The sequence below is a fragment of the Halomonas sp. AOP12-B1-6 genome, assembly GCF_052379225.1.
Classification (GTDB): domain Bacteria; phylum Pseudomonadota; class Gammaproteobacteria; order Pseudomonadales; family Halomonadaceae; genus Vreelandella; species Vreelandella casei.
This window is the reverse complement of the sequence record NZ_JBQSYK010000001.1, coordinates 260,731-285,762: the sequence shown is the minus strand read 5'-3', so window position 1 is coordinate 285,762 and position 25,032 is coordinate 260,731. Positions and strand designations below refer to the sequence as shown.

At 45.6% G+C, this 25,032-nt stretch carries 20 protein-coding genes; all 20 read left to right on the top strand.

The window, feature by feature from the left end; genetic code table 11:
- Nucleotide 1 precedes the first annotated feature (1 nt).
- The 20 genes from ACT3TR_RS01270 to ACT3TR_RS01175 all read left to right on the top strand — a co-directional run bounded on the left by ACT3TR_RS01270 (nucleotide 2) and on the right by ACT3TR_RS01175 (nucleotide 24,773).
- The gene (locus tag ACT3TR_RS01270; protein WP_444624706.1) at nucleotides 2-1,297 is read left to right on the top strand and encodes an O-antigen ligase family protein; all 1,296 of its coding nucleotides are present in this window, start codon (nucleotides 2-4) and stop codon (nucleotides 1,295-1,297) included.
- Nucleotides 1,294-2,694, top strand: a complete 1,401-nt coding sequence (locus tag ACT3TR_RS01265) for an undecaprenyl-phosphate glucose phosphotransferase (protein WP_444624707.1) — start codon at nucleotides 1,294-1,296, stop codon at nucleotides 2,692-2,694. The genes ACT3TR_RS01270 and ACT3TR_RS01265 overlap by 4 nt, the downstream gene beginning before the upstream one ends.
- 12 nt (nucleotides 2,695-2,706) lie before the next feature.
- Nucleotides 2,707-3,708, top strand: a complete 1,002-nt coding sequence (gene galE / locus ACT3TR_RS01260; RefSeq protein ID WP_444624708.1) for a UDP-glucose 4-epimerase GalE — start codon at nucleotides 2,707-2,709, stop codon at nucleotides 3,706-3,708.
- 71 nt (nucleotides 3,709-3,779) lie between these two features.
- Nucleotides 3,780-5,045 carry an O-antigen ligase family protein gene (locus tag ACT3TR_RS01255; RefSeq protein ID WP_444624709.1) on the top strand — a complete coding sequence of 422 codons (1,266 nt, stop codon included), beginning with the start codon at nucleotides 3,780-3,782 and terminating at the stop codon, nucleotides 5,043-5,045.
- Nucleotides 5,046-5,313: 268 nt separating this feature from the next.
- Entirely contained in the window at nucleotides 5,314-5,733 is a 420-nt protein-coding gene (locus tag ACT3TR_RS01250) for a DVU3141 family protein (protein ID WP_096281192.1), read from the top strand.
- Nucleotides 5,734-5,783: 50 nt separating this feature from the next.
- The gene (locus ACT3TR_RS01245) at nucleotides 5,784-7,439 is read left to right on the top strand and encodes a polysaccharide biosynthesis/export family protein (RefSeq protein ID WP_444624779.1); all 1,656 of its coding nucleotides are present in this window, start codon (nucleotides 5,784-5,786) and stop codon (nucleotides 7,437-7,439) included.
- 79 nt (nucleotides 7,440-7,518) lie between these two features.
- Nucleotides 7,519-8,328 carry an ABC transporter permease gene (locus ACT3TR_RS01240; protein ID WP_444624710.1) on the top strand — a complete coding sequence of 270 codons (810 nt, stop codon included), beginning with the start codon at nucleotides 7,519-7,521 and terminating at the stop codon, nucleotides 8,326-8,328.
- A 3-nt stretch (nucleotides 8,329-8,331) separates the two neighbouring features.
- On the top strand, nucleotides 8,332-9,429 hold the full coding sequence (locus ACT3TR_RS01235) for a chain-length determining protein (protein WP_193062332.1): 1,098 nt from the start codon (nucleotides 8,332-8,334) through the stop codon (nucleotides 9,427-9,429).
- 23 nt (nucleotides 9,430-9,452) lie between these two features.
- Entirely contained in the window at nucleotides 9,453-10,841 is a 1,389-nt protein-coding gene (locus ACT3TR_RS01230; RefSeq protein ID WP_444624711.1) for an MBL fold metallo-hydrolase, read from the top strand.
- A gap of 127 nt (nucleotides 10,842-10,968) precedes the next feature.
- Nucleotides 10,969-11,790 (top strand): ABC transporter ATP-binding protein, encoded by an 822-nt coding sequence (locus tag ACT3TR_RS01225; protein WP_444624712.1) that lies wholly within the window; start codon nucleotides 10,969-10,971, stop codon nucleotides 11,788-11,790.
- Nucleotides 11,791-11,817: 27 nt separating this feature from the next.
- Nucleotides 11,818-12,873 carry a sugar-transfer associated ATP-grasp domain-containing protein gene (locus ACT3TR_RS01220; RefSeq protein ID WP_444624713.1) on the top strand — a complete coding sequence of 352 codons (1,056 nt, stop codon included), beginning with the start codon at nucleotides 11,818-11,820 and terminating at the stop codon, nucleotides 12,871-12,873.
- A gap of 2 nt (nucleotides 12,874-12,875) precedes the next feature.
- Nucleotides 12,876-14,066, top strand: a complete 1,191-nt coding sequence (locus ACT3TR_RS01215) for a hypothetical protein (RefSeq protein ID WP_444624714.1) — start codon at nucleotides 12,876-12,878, stop codon at nucleotides 14,064-14,066.
- Nucleotides 14,063-15,244, top strand: a complete 1,182-nt coding sequence (locus tag ACT3TR_RS01210) for a sugar-transfer associated ATP-grasp domain-containing protein (protein ID WP_444624715.1) — start codon at nucleotides 14,063-14,065, stop codon at nucleotides 15,242-15,244. Before ACT3TR_RS01215 ends, ACT3TR_RS01210 begins: the two co-directional genes overlap by 4 nt.
- A 68-nt stretch (nucleotides 15,245-15,312) precedes the next feature.
- A complete protein-coding gene (locus ACT3TR_RS01205; protein ID WP_444624716.1) occupies nucleotides 15,313-16,701 on the top strand; it encodes a hypothetical protein in 1,389 nt (462 codons plus the stop codon).
- 11 nt (nucleotides 16,702-16,712) lie between these two features.
- Entirely contained in the window at nucleotides 16,713-18,617 is a 1,905-nt protein-coding gene (locus ACT3TR_RS01200; protein ID WP_444624717.1) for an acylphosphatase, read from the top strand.
- Between the two features lie 13 nt (nucleotides 18,618-18,630).
- A complete protein-coding gene (locus tag ACT3TR_RS01195; protein ID WP_192535872.1) occupies nucleotides 18,631-19,800 on the top strand; it encodes a hypothetical protein in 1,170 nt (389 codons plus the stop codon).
- Nucleotides 19,801-19,820: 20 nt separating this feature from the next.
- Nucleotides 19,821-21,227 (top strand): ATP-grasp fold amidoligase family protein, encoded by a 1,407-nt coding sequence (locus ACT3TR_RS01190; RefSeq protein WP_192535873.1) that lies wholly within the window; start codon nucleotides 19,821-19,823, stop codon nucleotides 21,225-21,227.
- 1 nt (nucleotide 21,228) lies between these two features.
- The gene (locus ACT3TR_RS01185; RefSeq protein ID WP_192535874.1) at nucleotides 21,229-22,278 is read left to right on the top strand and encodes a CapA family protein; all 1,050 of its coding nucleotides are present in this window, start codon (nucleotides 21,229-21,231) and stop codon (nucleotides 22,276-22,278) included.
- A gap of 95 nt (nucleotides 22,279-22,373) precedes the next feature.
- The gene (locus ACT3TR_RS01180; RefSeq protein WP_444624718.1) at nucleotides 22,374-23,246 is read left to right on the top strand and encodes an ATP-binding protein; all 873 of its coding nucleotides are present in this window, start codon (nucleotides 22,374-22,376) and stop codon (nucleotides 23,244-23,246) included.
- A gap of 126 nt (nucleotides 23,247-23,372) precedes the next feature.
- Nucleotides 23,373-24,773 (top strand): ATP-grasp domain-containing protein, encoded by a 1,401-nt coding sequence (locus tag ACT3TR_RS01175; RefSeq protein ID WP_192535876.1) that lies wholly within the window; start codon nucleotides 23,373-23,375, stop codon nucleotides 24,771-24,773.
- The last annotated feature ends 259 nt before the right edge of the window (nucleotides 24,774-25,032 follow it).

Genomic DNA, 25,032 nt, shown 5'->3' with positions numbered 1-25,032 from the left:
GATGAAAGCTTTCAATGTTATCCTAATTTTTTTAGGATGTTGGTTTTTTCTAAGCGGAGGTAATTTGGATGATAGAGTGCTAAGCTCTATCCAGCTATACTCGGCCATGTTAGTAATTCTGTTGTTTTTTGCAATATGTGTTTTCTTTAGTGGCATTAGCTTTCATATTGGAATGCTGCTTTTTCCTGCTTTTTTCTTATATATTTATTTAGTAAATCTCTTCTTTGGTGGCGGGGGCGGCAGTGTCGTAAAGGTGGTGGTTTTTACTCTTGTCGTAATGATGGCTTGTTTTATAGCTAATAAGCTTACTGTAATTGAATTTGTTGAAACACTAGTTATTGCGCTGTTCTTGTTGCTTATTGCTAATATCGTTGTTTCGTCATTTTTTCCAGGGATAGGCTTGGAGCTAGGTAAGTTTAGGGGTGATTGGAAAGGTATTTTTGATCAGAAAAATGCCTTGGGTCGGCTTTCCTCTTTGTTAATTGCGTCGTCAATACTGCTCATGCTATGCAGTAAAGATAAAAGCGTTCGAATCTATACTGGATTAGTGTTGATATCGGCTGTTATGGTGGCTATTAATGCTGGTTCTCGCACAGGCTTGGCAACAGGTGTGCTTGTGGCGCTGCTGTCGATTTTATTCTATCTCGTCTATTATGTTCTCAACGATAATTTTGTTCATAAAAAAGTTTTTGTAATGCTTCTCTTTTTAGAGATGCTGTTATGCTTTTATTTGGTTATTTCCAACATGGAGGTTGTCGATTTATATACCAATGAGGATGGTGTAAGTATTTTTGGAAATTTCTTTTCTCTAACTGGTCGCCTAACGATTTGGGATTTTGTAATAGAGCATGCCAAGGGCGTGCATTTCTGGTTTGGTTATGGGCTTGACAATTTCTGGACTTTTGAAAGATTTTCTTTGATTGGACCTATGGAAGGCATGGGCGATTTTTATCCTGAGGATAGCCATAACGGTTATATAGATGTATTGGTTCAGGGTGGGGGTATTGGTATTGCCCTATATTTGTCTATTTTCATTCTCCTGATAAAAAGTTTATTCGGCTCTAAGTTGAGCTTTGCAGAGTATGCCACTGCGTTTACGTTTATCATGCTTTTCTTGTTTTCGAACCTGACAGAGTCTTATACGACGAAATCCACTAATATTGTTAATTTCCTTTTCGTATACTCTGTTGCTGTTCTTCTTCTGCGTTCCGCGCCCTTGCATGCGAAAGGAGTAATTACGATCCAACCATTTGCCTATGCTAAAAAGTTATATATAAGCGGAGTAGCGCGAAAATGACTTTTAAGAAGAGTTACGTCAAAAAGGGGATCATTTTTTCAGAACGATATCCTCCCCAGATAATTTTCCCTATCCTGGATATACTTATCGTTATCCTATCAGGCTCAGTTGCTTACGTTTCAAGATTTGGCACCTTTGAACTGCACGAGCGATATGTATTAGCACTCGCCTGCATATCGTTGATGATTGTCGTGATCAATAGCTCGACCGGTAGCTATAAAAGATGGCGTGTATCGTCTACGTTTCACATTGTTAGCAAATTGTTAATGGTTTGGTTAGTGGTAGGTGTTATTTCCGCTTCTCTGATTTATTTTGCACATGCGGCTGACCGCTATTCAAGGTTGTGGGTAGGGCTCACGCTCGTTCTTTCTTTCTTATTGGCGGCTGGCGCGCGCTCGCTCGTGCAGTATGGGCTGCGTAGAATTCGCATTAGAGGTGGTGCCCGTCGTCCCATTTTTTTGATTGGCCCCGGCAGCAATGTACTTCATGTTGCTAAAGGAATGCGTTCGGCCTCTTGGGAGGGGCATTCCATCGCCGGCGTTGAGCGCTTACACGGTATACCGACTATGGCGCAGCTTGAAAAGATAGCTGAACGAATCAGTGCTTCTAGCGCTTCTGAAGTTTGGATCTGTGCACCTTTGGAAATGGGCGAGATGGTGCATAATATCTTTTATGTGTTAAGGAATCACACCGAGGAGATTCGCTTAATTCCTGACTTTAAAGATATGCGGCTGCTTAATCATCGTACCAGCGAAGTGGCTGGTCACTTGGCGATTGACTTGAGCGTTTCGCCCATTAACGGTGTGGCGCGAGTCGTCAAGCGTACGGAGGATATTCTTTTCGGTGCTGCGATTACGCTGATGATTTTACCTATCTGCTTACTTATTGTCTTGATGATAAAAGTTACCTCGCCAGGTCCCGTACTCTTTAAGCAGTATAGAACAGGCTCAAATGGTAATGTGTTTAAAGTCTATAAATTCAGGTCTATGAAAGTGCATCAAGAGGAGGGCGGGTCGGTTACTCAGGCTCGAAAGAGCGATGATCGTATAACGCCGATTGGTGCTTTTTTGCGAAGGACATCTCTAGATGAGCTTCCTCAGTTTTATAATGTTTTACAAGGTCGTATGTCTATTGTAGGCCCCCGGCCTCACGCGCTAGCGCACAATGAATATTATAAGGAGCTTGTTGAGTCCTATATGCGTAGACATAAAGTCAAACCTGGTATCACAGGCTGGGCGCAAGTAAATGGGTTGCGAGGTGAGACCGAGACCCTAGAAAAAATGCAGCGTCGAGTTGAATATGATCTGTGGTATATCGATAACTGGTCGCTATGGTTTGATGTAAGAATTATTTTTATGACTGTTTTCAAAGGCTTTAAGCATTCAAATGCTTACTGACGAGCGGGTTATATGATTTTATTAACAGGCGGTACCGGTTATATCGGTTCGCACATAGCAGTAGAGCTGCTTCAGGCTGGTCATGAAGTGGTGATTTTGGACGACCTGTCTAACAGCGACGAATCTGTGATTGGTCGCATTAAGAATATCACGCAGCGCGATGTCCTTTTCTATCATGGTGATATACGTGATGTTTCTCTGTTAGATTCTATATTTCAAAATCACCTTATTGAATCAGTGATTCATTGTGCAGGATTAAAAGCAGTTGGCGAGAGTGTTAAAAATCCTTTAGCTTACTATGACGTAAATGTTTACGGCAGTATTTGTTTATGTTCCGCTATGCAGAATGCAGGAGTTAAGCGGCTCTTATTTAGTTCTTCTGCGACTGTTTATGGTGTAGATGCTGAGCCGCCTTATATCGAAACAATGGCAAGGGGCGTTTCGAGTAGCCCCTATGGCACCTCCAAGGGCATGGTGGAACAGTTGCTGGAAGATCTTTACGCGAGTGACCCTCAGTGGTCGGTGGGTCTGTTGCGCTATTTCAATCCTATTGGGGCGCACCCTTCAGGCTATATCGGTGAGCTTCCCCAGGGTACTCCTAATAATTTAATGCCCTATATTAGCCAGGTCGCGGCGGGAACATTGCCGGAACTCTTAATCTATGGTGATGACTATGCCACTGATGATGGTACCTGTGTGCGTGACTATTTACATGTAGTCGATTTAGCCATAGGGCATAGAGTGGCTTTAAAGGTGCTAGATAGCCCAGGCATTCATTATTACAACCTCGGCGCGGGAAGCGGTATATCGGTTAAGCAAATGGTGGATGCCTTTGTAGCCTCAACAGGCGTTGAAGTCCCTCATCGCTACGCTCCTCGGCGAGAAGGCGATTTAGCAGCTTTTTGGGCTAGTGCCAGCAAAGCCGAGCGTGATTTAGGATGGCGACCCGTTAAAACGCTCGAGGATATGATGATCGATACGTGGCGTTGGCAGCAATTCTCTAATAAGGCATAGCAAGGCAGCTAAGTTTGGGCTGTGATTGCTTGTTGGTATGTACCGAAAGGAATTTTGATGAGAGACCATCCATGAGTGCCTCTACGATGAGTGTACAAGCGCGTTTTCCTGAGTTTTACACTAGCGTTGCCGTTTTCCTGTTCGGTGCGATCGCGCTGGTCATTCCTAGCGGTTATTCAGTGGGAGCAGTGTTGCTGCTGTTAGGCGGGCTTGGTCTGCTGTTTACCATGCGCGTTCCGCGTTTCTCAAAGGGAGATGCTTGGATAGTGGGCGCTGTTTTGGCCTATGCGCTCGTTGCGTTAGCAGAGGTTTGGTGGGATGGCCAGGGTAGTCGAGGGCTAGATAAGCCAAGTCGTTTTATTTTAGCGATACCTGCGCTTTGGTGGGTGCTGCGCTTCCCACCTAGGCGAGCTTTTCTATGGAGTGGTCTTGCTGTTGGTGCCATTGCCGCGGGTAGCTGGGCAGGATGGCAAAAGTTATTTGAAGGCGTGGATCGGGCCCAGGGATACACGTATGTAATTCAATTTGGCAACCTTAGCATGCTGCTTGGCGTCATGTGCTTAGCAGGACTTGGGTGGGCCACTGTGCAGCGACATCGCCACGTATGGGTGTGCTTTTTAATGCTAGGGGCGCTAGCAGGCATTCTTGGATCTTTGTTCTCAGGTAGCCGAGGCGGCTGGGTGGGTTTCCCTATTGTTTTATTAGTGCTTTACCGCGCCTATGGCAGAAATCTGTCCGTCAGGCTAAAAACGGCGGTGGTAGCGGCTGTTATTGTAGGCGCTATCGTTGTGTATGCCGTGCCGCAAATAGGTGTGCAAGGGCGTGTTCACGAAGCATTTAATGATGTCAGTCTTTATATTTCCGGTGAGAACCGCACTACATCAGTAGGCGCGCGTTTTGAAATGTGGCGTGGGGCGGCGCATCTTATCCAAGAAAAGCCGCTACTTGGTTGGGGATACAACGGCTACAAGAGCGAGATGCTAGCATTATCCGATCAAGGCTTCATATCACGTGAAATAGGTGAGTATGGCCATGCACACAATGAGTTCATTGATGCTTTTGCTAAGCGTGGCCTGCTAGGGCTGGCAGTCCTGATTGCGCTTTATTTAATCCCGTTAAGGCTGTTTTCAAAAGGGCTCACTGCGAATGATTTATCAGACCGAGCGTTAGCAACGGCGGGTGTATTATTGCCCGTAACATATATCGATTTTGGTTTGTCGCAGGTGTTTATGACCCATAATAGCGGCGTCATGATATATGCCTTTTTGTTGGCAGTTTTGTGGGGTATTCATTCAGGAAGGCTAAGGCGCTTACCAATGAAAGAGAACCATTCGTAAAGAAAGCGTTCCTATTCAGCAGGCCATAGACAGCCGATCATTGAAAAATGGTCGGTTTTTCTTTCTCTGAAGGGTTAGTGTTTTCATAATTTAAATGAGTGTCAGTACAACTGCTGTCAATGTGGAGGCGGTGGCAGTAATCCTCTACAATGGTAAGCTGGTGTGAATTTAGAGCACCACCCCATTCAGCCGCACAGATAGAGTAGGGCAAGGGAATATGCCCGTTTCAATCCCTGGGCGGTAGCGTGCCTTTCATCTGGAATCCATTATGCCAATATCCCAACGTTCATTTGTGTCGCCAGCGCGCATGCTGCTGACAGCACTGAGTGTGGTCGCTATAAGTGGCTGTGCTACAAGCTACCCTTCTGGTAGTAATCAGCAAGAAGCGCGTTACGTCCTGAATAATGATGCGGCGACGTTGTTAGAAAACGAAAGCCTCAATAATTTTCTCTCGCAAGCACCCGCCAGTGGGGTTCTTAACGTGGCGCGCAGCCCATGGGGTGATAACGTCGAAATTATTGCTGATGAATCTTACTTAGCTGCCAGCGGGCGTGAATGCCGTAAGCTTCGCGTAGTTGCAGCAGGAGGCAGTGCTAACAGCGCTCTTGTCTGTGCAACGCCCAACGGCTGGGTAAATCAACGCGTAGTGACGCAGACAGGCATGCAAACAGTTGAAGGGCGCTATTAATGTTCAAGCAAACCGCAGCAATCGTGTCTATTACTCTGTTAAGCGCGGTCATGGGCGGCGCAGCCTGGGCGCAGTCTCTTAGCCTGTCCGATACTATTTTACCGTCTGAGAGTAGTCAGCAAGGGGGGGCACAGCAGCAAGACGAAGTGAACGATACGCCTCGTGCAGATTGGCGCAGCGGTACTTATGGCCCTGTGACGTTGCCGCTGCAAGATACCGATACTTTGCCGCCATTTGGCGCTAATCTATTTACTGGCGGCTTTCGTGGCGCCATGGGCGATGGCCTTAACCCAGACTACCGCATTAAACCCGGCGACCAAGTCACCGTCCGTGCCTGGGGGGCGTTTGAGTTTGACCGCGTGCTACCGGTAGATGCTCAGGGCAATATCTTTATTCCTGGTTCTGGCCCGATAAATGTAGAAGGGCAAAGCAGCCAGGAAGTGGATAACAGCGTCCGCAGTGCTATTACCTCCGTCTATCCGGATAACGTAGAGGTCTATACAAATCTGCAAGGCGTGCAGCCAGTTGCGGTATACGTAACGGGCTATGTAGAAAATCCTGGCCGCTATGCAGGTACGCCCAACGACTCGTTGCTGTATTTCCTTGATCAGTCCGGGGGGATTGACCAAGACCTTGGTAGCTATCGCCAAGTGAGGGTGGTGCGTGATGACCGCACCGTTTCAACCGTTGACCTATATGACTTTCTGATCGATGGCATCATTGCCCGCCCGCAGTTCCAAGATGGCGACACCATTGTGGTAGAAGAGCGTGGCCCCGCGATTGCAGTAGGCGGTGACGTGCATCGTGCCCACCGTTATGAGTTGGTCGGCAATCAGCTAAGCGGTGCTGAGCTAATTAATTTGGCACGACTTAAAAGCGGCGTTTCCCACGTGCTACTCCGCGGCGACCGTGAAGACGGGCCCATTGCTCAGTACTTCCCCATTGACATGTTCTACGGCCAAATGATTCGTAGTGGCGATGAAGTTCTATTCAGCGCAGACCAACGTAGCGAGACTATCGTTGTGGAAGTGGAAGGCAGCTACTACGGCCCATCACGCTATGCACTGCCACGCAATGCGCGTTTAAGTGAGTTACTGGACGCTATAGCTGTGCCGGAAAACATGACCGCAGTAGAAAGTGTTTCTCTACAGCGTGAAAGTGTGCGCCAGCAGCAAGCCGAGGCCCTTGAAGACAGCTTACGGCGCTTAGAAACTACCTACTTGGGCGCAGAGTCGCGGACCGATGAAGAGGCGAAAATCCGCCTGCAAGAAGCCGAATTGATCGAGCGTTTTATCTCAAGGGCTCGCGACCTAGAGCCCAGCGGCCGACTGGTTGTAGCTAACAGTGACGGTATCTCTGATATACGCCTGCAGGATGGTGATGTCATTACCATTCCTGAAATAAGTGATTCCGTACTTATCAGTGGTGAAATCCTGGTGCCCCAAGCCGTTGTTTACCGTCCCGGCATGAGCGTGATCGATTACGTCCAAGGCGCTGGCGGCTTTACTGTGCGCGCTGATGAAGACCAAATTTTATTGGTCCGCCAGAACGGTGCAGTCGAGCATGCCAGCAATTCACCGCTACGGCCGGGTGATGAGATTTTGGTGATGCCTGCCGCACCCATACATAATCTGCAGCTAGCGGCTACGCTAACCCGAATACTTTTCCAAATCGCTGTGACAACTCGAGTCGCTTTAGATCTGTAAAAAAGGAAATAGTGAGGTGTGAGGGAGTCAATACCTCACACCTCACATCTCACTCCTCACTCCTTTACAAAGTAGCGCTATGGAAAATATAAGCAGTGAGCCACGGCGTGCCCGCACACCGTGGCAAGTAACCCGTAGTGTGTGGTATGCCATGTTCGTGCGTGAAGCCCTTTCCAGAACGATGGGTGACCGCATGGGATGGTTTTGGATGATTTTTGAGCCAGTCGCATTCGTCGGTATTATGATTGCTGTACGAAGTTTTATACGTGGTGACCGGCTTGTTGTTAATGCTGAGTTTATACCCTGGCTAATTGCTGGCCTGCTTGGGTTTGGGTTGGTACGTGAGGGCATGATGCGTGGTATGGGCGCGATAGATGGCAACAAATCATTATTTGCTTATCGTCAAGTACAGCCCATCGATCCAGTCCTGGTACGTGGCTTTCTTGAAGGGACGTTACGAAGTTTTGTATTCCTCATTTTTATTGGCGGTGGGCTAATGTTGGGGTTGGATATGTATCCCGATAATGCCATAAGAGTCTTGGCAGCTTGGTTATCACTTTGGAGTTTAGGTTTGGGTTTGGGGCTAGTCACTTCTGTTGCAGCAACTCTAGTGCCAGAAGTGGGTAAAGTAATTCGCATGCTCTCGTTGCCGCTGATGATGTTGTCTGGGGTTATTTTGCCACTCAATAGGCTTCCTCACTGGTTGTTGGAATACCTTATGCTAAATCCAATTCCTCATGGCTTGGAGACTCTGCGCCTTGGTTTTTTTGAGGGCTATCAAGTGGTTCACGGAACTAGCATGCTCTATTTCTGGCTGTTTACATTCACCCTTATTGCCCTGGGGCTGTTAATGCACCTGCGCTTTATTGATCGCTTAAAGGCCAAATAATCCATGCAACGTTCTATAGGTAGTTTTGTAAAAAAGTCGCCGCACTGGGCCGTGGCTGCTATCGCCATTATTTTAGTTTCGTTTTACTGGTTTGTATGGGCAGAGGAGCGTTATGTTTCGCGTGCCACGGTGGTGCTGGAAAGCCCGCAAGTGGCGGCCCCTGAAATTAGCCTGTCATCAATAATGGGAGGCGGCGCTGGTAATACTAAAGATCTCTTGTTGCTGCGTGAGCACTTATTGTCAGTGGATATGCTGCGCCTCCTAGACGAAGACCTAAACATCCGAGAGCACTACACCGAACACGGCGATATTTTCGCAAGGCTATATGATCGAGACGCGCCGATTGAAGACCTGCATAAATACTATCTACGCCGCGTAAATATAGAGCTCGATGAGTACGCCGGCGTTCTTAATATTTCTGTGCAGGGTTATACACCAGAGTTTGCCCATCAAATGACCACGCTGCTACTGCAAGCTGGCGAAGACCATATGAATGAAATGGGTCATCGTCTAGCCGAAGAGCAGGTCCACTTTTTAGAGCAGCAAATGGTGCGACTCGATGAGCGCTTTAAAGAAACCCGTGCCGCCTTGCTGGCGTATCAAAATGAGTTTGGTCTAGTATCGCCCACTGATACCGTGGCAAGTATTAATCAGGTGGTGTCAACTCTTGAAGCTGACTTGGCACGCTTCCAGGCGCAGCGTAACGCACTCGCCAGTTTCCAAAGCGAGCAATCACCTGAGTTGCGCCAAGTTGAGCGTAATATCACCGCGCTACGCGACCAAATTATTGAACAACGTGATCGTATAGCGCAGGCATCGGGTGGCTCGCTGAACAGTGTTTCTGCTGAATATGAAACGCTAGAGTTGCAAGCGCAGTTCGCTCAGGAAACCTACTCCAGCGCACTTGCTGCGCTGGAAAATACTCGCTTAGAGGCCGCTCGCCAGCTTAAGCAGGTAAGCGTACTGCAAAGCCCACTGCTGCCGGAATATCCCACAGAACCAAACCGGCTCTACAACAGCAGCGTCTTCGCCATCATTGCCATCTTCCTTGCCTTTATCTTCAGTATGCTGCTCATGATTATTAAAGATCACCGAGACTAAAAGGAGCGATCTTTCGTAGCCTCATGCTCGATATTCTTCATCATGGTGGCGCTATCGGTGTGACCGGTAGCTGCCACCAGTTAATACTGAATAACGAACACTCTCTCCTTGTTGATTGTGGTCTCTTTCAGGGAAAAGATGCCGCTAAAGATAGCTTCGAACAGCTAAAAATTGAATTCGATATCTCAACGGTTAAAGCCCTGATCATCACCCATGTGCATATTGATCATGTAGGGCGACTGCCCTATTTACTAGCGGCTGGTTTCACAGGTCCGATTATTTGCTCAGAGCCTTCTGCCACGCTATTGCCCCTTGTTATTGAAGATGCGCTAAAAATAGGCTTTACCCGCGATGCCAAGCTGATCAATCGCTTTCAGGAACAGTTAAGGCAGCAGGTTGTTAGCGTGCCCTATGGCAAGTGGCACAGTGTTGCCTCTGACAATGTAGGAATAACGCGCGTAAAACTGAAGCGGGCAGGGCACATTTTAGGCTCTTGTTACGCTGAAGTGGCTTATCAGGATGCCGTTACCGGTGAAAAAGAGCGCGTTGTATTCTCTGGTGATTTGGGTGCGCCTCATGCGCCATTGTTGCCTGCGCCACAATCGCCTTACGGTTGTGATCAGCTGGTGCTAGAAAGCACCTACGGTAACCGCACTCACCCTGATCGTCGCCAGCGCCAGGCGGTATTAAAGAATGCGATAGAAACCGCGCTCGTTAACGGCGGTACCGTGATGGTGCCAGCTTTCAGCATAGGCCGCACGCAAGAGCTTCTCTATGAGTTAGAAACCATTATTCATCATGCGCACTCATCGCGCTGGGCTTCACTAGAAATCATTGTGGACTCGCCGCTAGCTGCACGCTTTACCAAGGTATATCGTGAGCTAAAACCTTACTGGGATAAAGAAGCCCAACGCCGCCTGCGCAGTGGTCGTCACCCGCTTAACTTTGCGAACCTCTACACCGTTAATAGTCACGCTGAGCATGAGCAAACTGTCGAGTACTTAGCCAAAACAGGCCGGCCAGCAGTGGTGGTTGCTGCCAGTGGTATGTGTGCAGGTGGGCGCATTATGAATTACCTGAAAGCCATGCTAGGTGATGTACGCCACCAAGTGTTGTTTGTTGGATATCAAGGCACAGGTACTCCAGGGCGCGATATTCAGAAATACGGCCCGCAAGGCGGGTGGGTCGATATCGATGGGCAACGCATTGATATAAGAGCCGGCGTTGCCTCGGTCAGTGGTTATTCCGCCCATGCAGACCAAAAGAATCTGCTCAACTTCGTAAAGCGTATGCGCCGTTGGCCCCACACTATCCGCCTAGTACACGGTGAACAAACCGCCCGCGCAGCACTCAAAGAAGAGCTCGAAAGCCTCTATCAGCGAAAAGGCAGAAGTGTGACGGTGAGGTGTTAAGTGTTAGAAATGAAGGTCACTCCTAACAGGCGCAGCGTTCATCCCTTAGCCATCACTAAGAATGCAAATGATTGAAATTCGCAGTCTCTACAAGCGCTACCATAACCATCACGGTAGCGACTGGGTATTGAAAGATATCAATCTCACCATCCCACCCAAGGTGAGCGTTGGCCTGATAGGTGCAAACGGTGCAGGCAAGTCGACCTTGCTGCGCTTAATAGCAGGTATGGATAAGCCTGAAAGAGGTGAGGTGATTCGCCATACCAAAGTTTCTTGGCCAGTTGGGCTTTCAGGAGGCATGCAGCAAAACATGACTGCCAGGCAAAACGTAAAGTTTGTGGCCCGTGTTCATGGCAGCTCCAGTGAAGATGTAAAACGCGTTATCAAATACGTTGAAGACTTCGCTGAAATAGGCAAAGCCTTTGATGAGCCAGTAAGAACATTTTCATCGGGGATGCGCGCTCGTATCTCATTTGGACTATCGCTAGCGTTTGATTTTGATGTTTACATCTCAGATGAAGCCACTGCGGTGGGCGATAAAAACTTTAAAGCCAAAGCAAAAGCCGCCTTTCGAGAAAAGACCGGAAAAGCCAGTCTGATTATGGTCTCGCATAGCGAGGGAATACTTAGGGAGCTATGCCAGGCAGGCATCTTTATCAACAAAGGCGAAGCCACCTGGTTTGACAAAATCGACGATGCAATTGAAGCCTACCACCAAGCGTATGGCTTGGTGGAGTCTGCAAAACTTAACCAAACGCGACAAGACGTGCTCGCCTCTAGAAAAATCTACAGGGAAGCCAGGGCAATTTATAAAGAAGCCAGTGATAGCAACAGCGTGCCACCCAAAGAGCTAACTGAATTAAAACGCGATATGAATGCCAAGCTTAAAACATTACGTACCCACAAGGCCGCGCTTAAGGCTCTTCAAGAAGCCAACGACGATGAATAAATTATTTACAGGTGGCTATTAAACACTATGTTCTCAACACATAAAGACAGCATCGCGCAAGCCGACGACATCGCCTCCCTACACGCTTGGAAAGACTTCACACTCAGGTTCTGGGAAGAAAATGCGCCAATTCCCAAAGAAGAGCAAAGCCGCCAGCTGTTTCATAACGGGTTCTACAGCAGCCGAGCAGCCTTATACGATTTAACGGAAAATGATCTTAACGCCTACTTAAGCGATTACCAAATACATAGGCTTCAATCGATAAATCAAAAATATCAAACAGTTTTGTCAAATCGAATTTTATGTAGCCATGTAATGGCGAATTACTTTGAAGTTGAAAAGAACTACTGCCTTATCACAAGCAATGGGGCCCAGTGGTTAGCGGCGCCATGGTGGAAAGATGAAACGGCAGTTTTAGATACAGTACAAATACACTCTTTAAACCCAGGTAGCTACGCGCACTATAGAACCGTTAAATTAGGCAAGCATAGTAGCTCCCCAGAATTCCAAAAAACATTCATTAAACAGTTAACTAATGAAGCGCAAGAAACTGGCGAGACATTAATTATCTCCACGGCACCCATGCAGCATCGCTGGTTAACCGCGGTAAGCCCTCACGGCTATCATCTACTTCATGTACTACTGGTACGCGAACCGAGCGATGGTCTTCCCGAGATAGCTGCTGCCAGCTTGACGATAGGAAATAGTGCACATCACGCCAGCTCTCCGGCGAAAGTGGAAGATGGTGCGCTTAGTGCCAGCATTAACCCTCAAACAGGGCTTATAACGGCATGCCTGACACTTTTGCAACAAGGTAACGTAGAAAGCTGTTCACTGCATCCAGAGACAGGCCAGCCCCTTGTCGGTGAACACCTACCCCATTGGGAAGCGATTAAAGCAGCGCTACTGAAATTTTTTGATGAATCATCCTATTTGCACATTTGCAGTTTAAGCTTTGTAGTCACGGAGACAGGCTTGTCTTTTTTTGGAACCAACACGGATGTAATGGCGGCACACCAAATGCACCAACCACTACTTGAGCACCCCGGCATTGCTAATCACTTGAACAAGATGAGTGGCTAAATATGTCAATGCAATTTATGCCAACGCTATTCAAGACGCTTGAATGGCGCCTGAAAAGGCAGCTAGGCTACCAAGATGCCCTTGTTCGCTCAGAAATAGAGCAAAGCGGCTATTTTCATTCAGAATGGTATCTAGCTAATTACCCTGAGCTGCTTAACGAACCAAAAGCAGTCAAGGATCCGTTAGGCTACTTCTTAGCGGTTGGTATAGCGCAAATGCACAACCCAGGGCCTGGGTTTCATACCCAGTGGTACCTGGAAGAGTACGACGATGTGCGGGAAGCCTTAATTAACCCTCTGCTGCATTATTTACGCTTTGGCCGCCATGAAGACCGCCGATCGACTCCCTTTTTAGGGGGAGTACAAAGCACGCTGTACAATCAGGGCAGTGCTAAGCACCACCGTGTTATTTACAAAACACGCAGAAGCGCAGATCTAAGTCACATTGGCCGTATTAAAAGGCTGGATAACCAACATAGTGTCCAGGTATGGCGGGAATTTAGCCTTGCTTTTAGAGAGCAGCAAGGAAAGCTCACCCAGCAAGAGGCCGAATACCTACATAATCGTGGTTTTCTACCTAGTCGAAAAAGGCTCTATAAGTTGCCTGATACACGAGTGGATGCCTATATTAGCGATTTGCAGGTTAACCTCTTAGCCCAGACGAATGGCCCTATGCAGTCTGTGCTGGAAGACACAGAACTGCAGTGGCAGCTTTACAACCACCGCCTGCCTATGATGGCAAAACAAGAGCAACCCACTGGCGCAATACTTAAAGTCATTTTAATGCTAGACCCTGCAGGTGCCGGATTGGTACCGCTTTCAGTGGTAGCTACCAGAAAACCCACTGCCGCGACGATGGGCATGGCCTTAAGTATGGAGCTGTCGCCCAATAGTGGCCGCACCCGAAGTGTGGTTCGCTTTAACACAAGCGGTGTTGTTGTGGGCCCTAGCAAGCCTATTCCCTGGAAGCGGTATGACTATAAAGCGGCATGGCAGCAAGCGCATAAGAAAATTATTTTTCCTATTCAAAAAGAATCGCTTTACTCATTTGTGCAAGTAGATATCGATATCTCTACACCGCAGCCAAGGCTGATTCATTTAACTGCCACTCCTACGGTAGAAGACTTCCAAGTACATGGCCCGCTAATGCAAACCCAAACAGCCATCGATTTCATGCGGGAGTTTGGAATATGAACCCTAACACCACCTTCTGGGCCCCCAAGCATACGTCCAAGATCCTTTCAACTGATGAGGTAACGGTAGCTGCTAGCGACACCATGCTACCGAAAGACCACCACAAACGGTTGATGGAAAGTCTTAAGGAAACGGAACAGCTAGCGCTACTAAAACGCTTTACGCTCGACTTCCATGCCGACCCAGATCTGGAAAAACTAAGCCCGGAAGAAGCTCAGTTTTTTTATGAGCGTGGTTTTCTGCCTGAAAAAGCAAGGTTATATGGGCTTAACCGCGACAATGTCGATACTTACCTAAGCGATGTTCAGCGTTGGCTTACCCGCCTTGTTAATGGCCCTTATAGCGTTGTTTTTAACAACAAAATACTGTTTGACCAGGTATTTGGCCAATATTGCAATGTGCCACGTACGGTGGCGGTATGCCGGCAGGGCCGAGTGATTCCCCATACGGACCTATGGCAAGAGATAGAAGCCGGACGGGCAGGCCCGCTAATGTTGGTAGCCAAGCCTTTAGGTGGCGGCGGTGGTGGCAGCGTGTACTTCATACGTATCGATAAACGCCATGCCGTAGTGGAGACTAATGATGCCATTACTCCACGCTTCAATGTTAAAACGGAAGCGCTAGGCGAAGTATTCAGCCGCCAGCGGGTGCCCTTTATTATTAATGAATATGTACAACAAGGAGATTTTTCGAAGCGTCTTTATCCACTTACTGTTAATACCGTGCGTGCACTAGTGGTTCGTGATCCAACGAATGGTGAGCCATGTTTAGTACGTGCTGTATTAAGAGTAGGTAATAGTGAATCTTACCCCATTGATAACTTTTCATTGGGTGGGTTAAGTATAGAAGTTAATAAAGAAAGTGGGGAGTTAGGCCATGCGGTCGCGGCAGCAGGCCGGTTTACCGGCAAGCGATGGGCGACGCACCCTGATACTGGTGAAAAAATCACGGGTGCTTATATTCCTAATTGGCGAACACATAAAAATAAGCTACTGGCCTTGTTTAATAAGTTGCCGTACTTAAAGTACTGCGGCTTTGATCTAATACTTCAAGATGATGAATTTGTTGTGTTAGAAGGGAATAGTTATAGCCAAGTAAGACTTTTTCAGATGCATGAACCATTGTTCAGTGATTATCAAGTTGCTGAGCTATACGCTAAACATAATATCATTCAATAGGTGTGGTGTTGATTGATGTTATTAGCTTCTGATTAAGTATTAACTCCTATTTTATTAAAGGTGGTAGTATGAAAATTTGCAATACAGAAGTAGTTCTTTTAAAGAATACGCCTCTAAAACGTTCTGAGCGCGAAGTAACTGCAAAAGAAGAGCGAGCTAAAAAGCCTGGTGAACACTCAATTTTTATCAGAGTGACTGGAGAGTATGATGGGGCTCCTTTGATAGGTTTAGGCGAAGCGAGACCCACCAATGGCAGTGGAGAAGCATTGAAAAGCACCTTGCGCTATGCCCGCAAAATGGCAAAGCGCCTTATTGGTAAACAATTGGATTTGACATCGGAAATGCCCACTGAGCATGTCAATGATATTGTCCAAGAGATTATTAGCGAAATTTTTGGTATAGAGGGTAATGTAGAAAGCGAACGACGTCCAAGTCCTTCCGTCTGCTTTGCAACAGAGTGCGCTTTACTCGATTTAATGGCCAAAAACCGTAGCGTTAGTGTTGCGCAATTAGCCAGCTCTGATGCGCTAGCGAATGTTGAACGTAATGTTTTCAATGAGCCGCTTAAAAATCCTGAGCGCCTGCAGCGCGCGATCGCTAACGGCAAGCAAGTAAGTGGTTGGCTTCGCCTTGGTAAACGCACCAGTAGTCAAGAGGCCAGTGCACTGGTGAATTCACTGCTGTTTTCCATTTCGGATCGGCCTCATGACATCAAAGGTATCATTCTTAACGCAGGCCAGCGTTGGTCTCTAGAGGAGTGGAACAATTTCTGCGACGGAATAGTCCTCACTGGGTTAGCGGACAAACAAAAAATCAGAATTATCGTTGAAGACCCTTTCCATGAAAATTCGGATGCTTTTTACCAGCAAGCATTTGCCAAAATGGAAGGCACTCCAGTAGGTATTATGCTTTCTAAGCCAGTTTGGGGGCGTGAATCTATTAGCCGTTTGGCGGTCTACTTACCCTATGTGGACCTTAAAATAGTTCCACAAAAAGCCGGTGGCTACCATCAAGTGTTGGAAGCTGAAAAAGAGGCAGAGCGTTTAGGCTTTAAAGGCGGGGTCTATCTTGCAGGCGTTGCAGGTACTACCAATTTCAATAGTATTGCGATGGTATCGCTAGCCAGTACCATGCGTTTTAACCGCTATTTCTCGACCTCGTTCAAAAAAGAGGGCAAAACGCGGTTAGTGTATCCCTACGTTACGCTTGAAAATAACCAGCTACAGGTCCCAGAAGGTCCTGGCTTTGCAACTAATCTATGCCGCTCAGGGGTGCGTAAGCGTTCAATCGAGCTGTACGCGTTTAGCGCCGAAGGGCGCACCAATAAGCGCGAGGTACGTAAAGCACTGCTCGAAAGTACTTATGATGATCGGTTCATTGACCGGGAACTAGCCGAACAACAGCGTTACAGTTACTCTGACACAGCGCTAGAAGCCACCCTCAACTCGACTCGATAATGGTGTTGTAAATGTCGCCAGACCTCTTCTCTGTTACACGCATTGAGCTAATTGCCTATGACAAGCCATATAATGAGCCTGTTGCACATAATGTCCTGACAAATGGTGACACACAGGTCAACTTCTACCTTAAAGTGGCCGTTACTGGTGCGGGTGAGGAGCGCGTAGTGGCTATTGAAGGGGGGCTGGGGCAGCGTAACGGTAAACCGATGGCTGCCCGTTACTGGGATTACCTGGAAACAGTAGCGTCACGTTTAATGGGCAGCCAGTTAACGGCGGAAGTATTTCAGAGCGGTAGCTTGCCCAGCGCGGCAATCAAATGGGTGGAAGCTACCGATGGCCTGATTGATAACGCTGGAATCAGCGATAAGCGTCAGTGGGGCAAAATACAGTCTGCGGTTACTGGTACTTACAAGCTGTTAGAAAAGGTGTTTGAAGCGCTAGCACAACAAAAGGCAGCTGAAAAAGCTGCCTCCGATACTGCGCTGGTTGAGGCTCTGTTTCATAGGGCAGAAAATGTTCTATACCTGCCCGAGGCAGAGCCGCCAACATACACCTATCAGCCCACGATCAAAGGTACGCCTCAAACCCCTTCAGAGCCACTGCCACCTAATAGCTCTAACGACACCGTACTTATGCTTCCATTAGGAACGATGGATGCCAAAAGCCATTTGATGGAACGCGAGTGCGTACGCCAGGGATACAATATTCTGCGTACAGGAAAAGGTGTTTTTACGGCTGATAACAACGAGCAACGGTTCTATTTCAAACTAAGCCGTTCACCGTTGGTTAGCATTGATGCTATTTCGCTATGTACCCATAAAGAAGCCACCCGTGAATTTCTAGCACCGTTAGGCTTTCCGGTTCCTCGTGGGAGAATGTTTCCTCCCGGTGACTACGCAAATGCCACAAAATTTGCCAATCTGATTGGCTACCCTGTCGTTGTTAAGCCAGCAACAGGTGTACGTGGTATTGGCGTAGTGCCAAATATCACCAGCGACACCGAACTAAAAAGCGCTTTCCATGTGCTTGAAAGCAGTAAGCTAGGCCATGATGACTTTATCGTAGAAAAGCACATATTCGGTGAAGACTACCGCATTATGGTGATTGGTGGCACGGTGCGCGCCGCAACCCTCAGGGCGCCTGCCAATGTAACCGGCGATGGAAAGCATAATATTGCCGAATTGATACTCATCAAAAACCGTTATCGCCAAAACATTCCGCACCTGAAATCACGTCCCATTGTGTTCAGCGAGGCCACTCGTTATCAGTTGGACAAACAGGAGCTTACGCTGCATAGCGTACCAGCGGCGGGTAAGCAGGTCATACTTTCGGGCTCGTGTAACCTCTCCCAAGGGGGCGACAGCGTCAATATTCTTCATGAGATGCACCCGAGCATAATCAAGGTCGCGGAAGACGCTGTAAAAGCAGTGCCAGGGCTTGATTATTGCGGTATTGATTTCTTGATTGAAGACCACCGCAAACCCGTTGGCGAGACCGATATCGGTATCTGTGAACTGAATGCTCACGCGGCGATTGGCACGGCGTGTTACACCATGTTTGGTGAACCGGTAAATGTGCCAAGAGACGCGATTGAAGAAGTGCTGATCAAGAATAAGCTGCCGCTCATGCCATTGCCGGAAGATAACATTGCTGTAAAAGTAAGTATTCGCGGCAAAGTCACTGGTGTTGGTTACCGCAAGTGGCTTGCACGTCACGCACAGCGCAGCGGCCTAACCGGTTACGTGAAAAACGTAGGGCCAAGAGAGGTGGAAACAGTGCTGCAAGGATCGCTAGTCGGGATTACCGCGCTAACCACCGCGTGTATTCGTGGGCCATCCGAAGCGCTGCCAACCTCGGTTCGCACAACGCATCTCGATGTGACCCACCTCGATGAATTCACTCTTATTCCCTGAAGGCTAACCCGTGATGGATGCAAGTCTCGATAACTTCACAAATTTGCTTGAAAAGCTGCCCAGCATTACGAAAGAAGGGTTGTTAGTGCATGCATTGCGTATGCCCAACAGTGCGCAATCATTACTGCTTCCCCGTCAGTTGGCTTACTACTACCAGCAAATACCCACGCCAGAAGCCGGAGCGGAAAACGTTAAGCCCAGTGGTTATGTGTGTGGTGTTAGTGGCCGCAACCTGTTGCCCGAAGTTAACTTTTGCCAGGACATTCGCGCATGGCGTGCCAGGTTAGAGCGGGCAGGGATTAAAGTCGTTAAAGCCGCCTCGTTTTCGGGCCGCTCAATACGTGACCATATTCGTTACGCGCGAAAAGTTGGTTACCCCGTCGTGCTAAAGCCCGTTATACGCAATACGCTATTTGAAGAGTACATCAAAGACATTAAAAACGATGCCGAACTGGAGTTTCTGTTCAGGCAATCTCGTGAGCTGAAAAAGCAAAAAGCCAGTGATTTATCGGCATCACCCTATGCCATGACACGGCTTTCTGAAGACCATATCGACGAGCATGGCCGCAAATTCCTGCCGTTAAGTGTGCGCTATATGGTCGAAAAGCAGCAGGAAGGCCAGCAGTTACGGCTGATAGTGGCCTTTGGCAGTGTCGTGGCGGCACTTACCAAGCCAGTAGGCGCCAAGCAATGGCAGCAAAGCGCTGATATTCATGAAAGCTATAAAGCCGTTGGCCACAAAGTCGCAAAGGTACTTCAGGGAATGGACTTCCTGCGGGTTGACTTAATCGTCGACAACCCAGCAACGCCTGCAAGCGACGACAACCATGTGGTCATCGCACTTTCTGAACATCTTAAATGCTACAAACTCATCACTGATCATTTTGATACCACGCAAGCCATTTTAGAGCAGGTAGCAGAATGCAAAATGCCAGACTTATCAAAGGAAGCCACCATACAGGTAGAGCTTTCAGGGGTGAGTAACGGGCAACGGTTAAAGCAGGAACTAGCCGATGTTGCCAACGTGCTAGCGCTAACGTTAAAACTAGATGAGTTGGATGAAGTGATCGGGCGGGTTCACTTCGAGCTAAGTGGCCCCTCCTGGGCGCTAGCCAGCTTAACGTGGATTTATGCAAATGGGTTGGGCATAAACGAAGTGCCAACTAGTGTAAAAGTTTCATGATATTTTAATTAGGAATTACTATGTATAATATGATGACCAAAAAGATATTTGTTAGTGGTAAGGTTCAAGGTGTTGGTTTTAGAAAGTATTTAAAGAGTGAAGCTAGTAAGTTAAATGTATCTGGTTGGGTTAGGAACCTAGACGATGGTCGAGTGGAAGTTCTTGTTAGTGGCAATGAAGAGAGCCTAGCAAGTTTTTATATTGCAATTATGAAAGAAACAAGTGGGTTTAAAGTTGATTCTTTTGAGAAACATAAGTCGAATATTAAGGTGGCGGACGGCTTTAAGATTCGCAAGACGCGGGCTGTTGGTGAAGTCGGTGAGATTAAGAAATCATTGTTTCTAAAATATATTGACGAACTTTTTGAAAGCCCGCGTGCAGCAGGTTTACGTTTAGACTTGCCTAAAGTCGTGTCAGACATAATTGAAGAGAAAAGCCAACAGTTCTACAAGTACCGAATAACACGGGAAAACTTAGATAAAGAACGAGGCTACAATAGAAAACAGCTCAATACACTCGTTTCTTTAGCGCACCCCCGCCAGATTAGCCATATCATGCTTAGGCATATTGAAAGAAGGAAGCTTTCAGTTAAAAGAGCATTGTCGTTTCATACAATAATGATGCAAGAGTCTGAAGAGAGGCGTATAGGTTCACCAGTGCTGGGGTGGCAGCTTGATGAAAAAACCAAGGCCTATAATTTTGCTGATTCAATAGGCTTAAGACGGCCTGACTGTAATAATCAGACTTATACATTTGATGAGATTGAGAAGCCTACAAAGCCAATGGTTTTAAAGCCTGTTAAATCTACAGGCGCTAGAGGTGTAGCTTTTTTCTATTCAGATAATGATATTGTATTGCTAAGAGATAAAAAGAAATTTTCTTCTTGGGAAGACTTTTGTGGATATACTAAAAAGTATGTTTTGAAAAATGATGAAAATTTTCAAGGTATACGTGATAAATGGATGCTTGAGGAGTTGATTTTAGAAAGTAAAGAAAATAAAACTCCTGGGCGAGATCTCAAATTTTATACTTTCTATGGCAAAGTAGTTTTTGTTTTAGAGATAGTAAGGGGTGAAAAGGTCAGGCACTGTTTTTGGTCAAGAGATGGAGAACGCTTGGCTGACACTGGTAAATATATTGGCGATGATTGGGTTGGTGAAGGCATCGCGCTGAGTCAAATAGAAAGTGTAGAAGAAGTAAGTCTAAAAATACCCGTTCCATTTATGCGTATCGACATGCTCAAGAGTGAAGGTGAGATGGTTCTTGGAGAGTTTACGCCAAGGCCTGGGCAGTGGGATGAGTTTACAGAAGATTATGATCGTTGGCTGGGCGAAGAGCACACTAAGGCTCGTAGTAGAATTTTGCAAGATTTAATCCAAGGTAAAAAATTTACTGAATTTGCAGAACTAATGGAAGGCAATAAATAACATGGGTATTAAAACAATTGCTTTTGGTGGAGATACAAGTCTCGGCTATCGTTACTTTCAAAGCCCTAAATGGGAGAATGTGCTTGATAGAGTCAAAAATAACCCAACTTCCTTTTTTTGCGGGATTAAGCCTTCATTACAAAATATTGATCATTTGGTACTCAACCTTGAGACTGTTCTCTCAGAGACTGAGGGCGAGCCAGCCCTAGGTAAGCTCTATTGCGGTATCGATGATCCTGAAAATACACTAAAATGTCTTGATTTTGTTGGCGCCAAAACCGTCTCATTAGCAAACAATCATGCTATGGATTTTGGAGTTGAAAAGCTTTTAGAAACCATAGTTTATTTAAAGAGTGCAGGGATAGAGGTTGTTGGTGCTGGGACGAGTCGAAAAAATTCCTTAAAGCCTGCAGTCGTAAAAGTGAATGAGGGATCTGAAAGAAGTAGAAATGTTTACATTTTAGGAGCTTTGCGAGCATCTAGAAGGTATTCTGAATATGGGTTTTTTGCTAAAAATAATAAGCCTGGCCTGGCAAAATCAACGGCTTTTAGGGTTGACGAAGAAATAAAGTCAATAAAGTTAAAAGATCCAAAAGCATTTGTTGTTTTATATCCTCATTGGCAAGGGAAAGATTACGGTGAAGTTGGCGATATTATTAAGCGTTACTGCAGAGAAAGAATCGATGCAGGTGCTGATCTGATTATTGGCCATGGCACACATTCGCTTGGTAGTGCTGAGAAATATAACGGATGCTGGATTTTTCATTCAATAGGCAATTTTGTCTTTAACTCACAAGGCCAATTTTCAAAAACAGGAGCGCCTCCGTTAAGTGCTATCATTAAATTGGATTTTTCCGAAAATGGTATGAATTATCCGAGATTAAAACTGCTTCCTGTGTTGGTAGATAATAAGTTGACAGAGTTTAATACTCACGCTGTTAGCACAGATACTTTGAAAGAGATGTTTTTTGATACTTTAGGTTTGAGTGTTGATGATTTGGCTGAATGTAGCTTCGAACCTGATTGGTTTGTGCTTTTAAATAAGAACTAATAGGGCTTTATATGGCTTCCAGCAATGAGTTAGTAAGGGTCGCAGCCCAAAAAAGGGGGCTGTTTGTTAAAGATCTGCCAAAAGGCAAGATCTGTATGACCGATGTGAATGGTTTAAGTTATACGTTCAATAATGGTTATGTCAATACAATAAGAAAATCAACAAACTGTGTTCTTAGAAATAAAATGGCGACAAAAGTAATTTTAGGCGCTGAGAAAATACCTGTACCTACAGGCTTTATGTTGCCAGTGGCATCGAAAGCAGCTATTAAATGTTTCGTGCAGGATATGGGTTATCCCGTATGCATTAAGCCTGTTAGCGGCAAAGGAGGGAAGGGTGTTTTCCCTTCGTTAAATTCTGAAGTCAGTGTCGATAAAGCCCTTAATTTTCTTGAAAACAAAACAAAGTATATATTACTTGAGGAAAGCCTGACGGGTTTTGATGCGAGAGTAATTACTGTTGCTGGAAAAGTTGTTGCTGCTTCATTGAGACTGCCTGCCAATGTTTTAGGAGACGGTACTAATTCAATTGCGCAGCTAATAGAAGATAAGGTTAAGCTTCGCCTTGAGAATAAAATCCAACGTGCTAGATCACTTAAGATTGATCACGAAGTTATCCATAGCTTGGATATGCAGGGTTTAACGCCTGAATCAATTGTTGAAGCGGGGGGTTTTGTTAAGTTAAGGAATAATTCAAATTTATCTACTGGTGGTGAATCAGTTAATATAACAGATAAACTAAGTAAGAGTACGATAGAGGCGGTTGAAAAGGCAGTGTCAGTGTTTCCTGACTTAGTATTGTGCGGTGTCGATGTAATGTTTGAAAAAGACCCCAGGTATGAATCAAGTGATTTTAAAGTCATTGAGTTAAATAGAGCTCCTGGAATACGAGGGCATTACTATCCGAACGAGGGTGACAGTATTGATGTAGCATTACTACTGGTTGATAGTTTATTTGGAGTTAAATAAACATTAATGCTCTATTTTTATTGTCTTCTAAGGTTGCGTGCCTAAGTTTCTTAAATGATGCTTATTTTGATTCATTTGTTATTCCTTGTATATTAAGTTATCTAGCCTCTAAAAGGAGGGAGTATTGTGAGTGATGCTTTTTGGCCTAAAGGTTTTCGTGTAAGCCAGGTTAAGCCTGCTTTCGGTAACAAGCTTTGTAGCTACACAATAACTTTAGAGGCATGGAGAAGAGGGCTGAATGTAAAGATACTTGATTCAGGATTTGATAGGTTTGAAATATCAGATTCTAATAAAGTCGTTTCATTTAACAGGTCAAGAGCTTCTTTGAATTCGCCAGAGGCGGTTAAAAACGTTATTAATAAGCAAACGGCTAGAGGTTATTTTGAAAAAGCTGGTGTTGCAACTCCATTAGGTAGTAAGTTTTCAGTTAGCGAAGGCTTTTCTCCTATAGAAAAATATGCAAGTCAAATTGGTTATCCAGTGGTTCTTAAACCGGTAAGTGGTTCTCTTGGAAAGGGGGTCATAACAAATATTAAAAACGCTGATAGCCTTTTAGATGATTATAATTATTTGACGAAAGAGTTGAGAAAAAATAATATCGTATTAGAAAGACATGTTGAAGGCGAAGACTATCGAGTATTTGTAATTGGAAAAAAGGCATCGGCAGTTGTTAAAAGAGTTCCTGCTAATGTTGTTGGGGACGGTAAGAGAACTATTAAAGAACTGATAAATGCTAAAAATATTATTAGAAAAAAGAATCCTTTCTTATCCAAAGGACTTATAAAAGTTGACAGAGAAGTTCTTTGGTATATTAGCTATGCAGGCTTTTCTATTGATAGTATTTTGCGTGATGGGGAGTTTCTACAGCTTAGAGGAAAAGCAAATGCTTCTGCTGGTGGCGATGTTGTTGATGTTACCGATACAATATCTGATGATGTCAAAAAATTAGCTATCTCTGCTATCCATTCTATACCAGGTTTATTTCAGGGTGGCGTTGATGTTTTATATGATAGTGTATCAGGAAGTTGTAACGTCATAGAGATTAACTCAAGAGCTCAGATTGGAGTCAATATGTATCCTACTGATGGCTTTGGGGCGAATGTACCCAAGGATATCATTGATGAAATTTTCCCTGATTCTACTAGACCTAAAAATCAGTTTTATAACCGATTGATTTTTGACATGAAGTCCACTTTGCATTTGATTAAGAATGGTGTTGCTAAAGAAATTACTCTCACGCCACCTAGATACAGAAGAGGTGGCAAGATTAAAAGTGTGATGCTTACGTTTGAATTTGATGACGATGCTCTATTGAAAGGGATTATTTCTAAAGCTCAAGCTTTAGAGCTAAATGGGAAGGTTGAGACTGAAGGTAGTCATGCCTTGATTCTTGTTTCTTCTAGTGCAAGTCGAATTGGAAAATTTATTGCTGTGGTAAATAGTGCCTTACAAGTCGAAGTTTCTGAACGGAAATGGAAAGGCACTGTATGCCAAGGTTTTTTTGTAGATAATCGTTTTCGGAATTGAAATAATTGCTCTTCATCGAGCTTTTAATTGGCTGTAATATATATAGCTTTCAAGTTTTTTTCTAATCTCTAATATAAGTAGCTCACTTAGTAATATCTATTGTGATTATTCTTGCGGTAACTGCCATCACTGTTTGATGGTGGGCTTCAATGAATGAAATATTCAACTCACTTATTATTTTTTTGAAGGCAAAGTGCTTGGCTCAGATATTGATTTCAATCATGAGAACCATCTAGTTTGGAAATTAATAGTAAACATA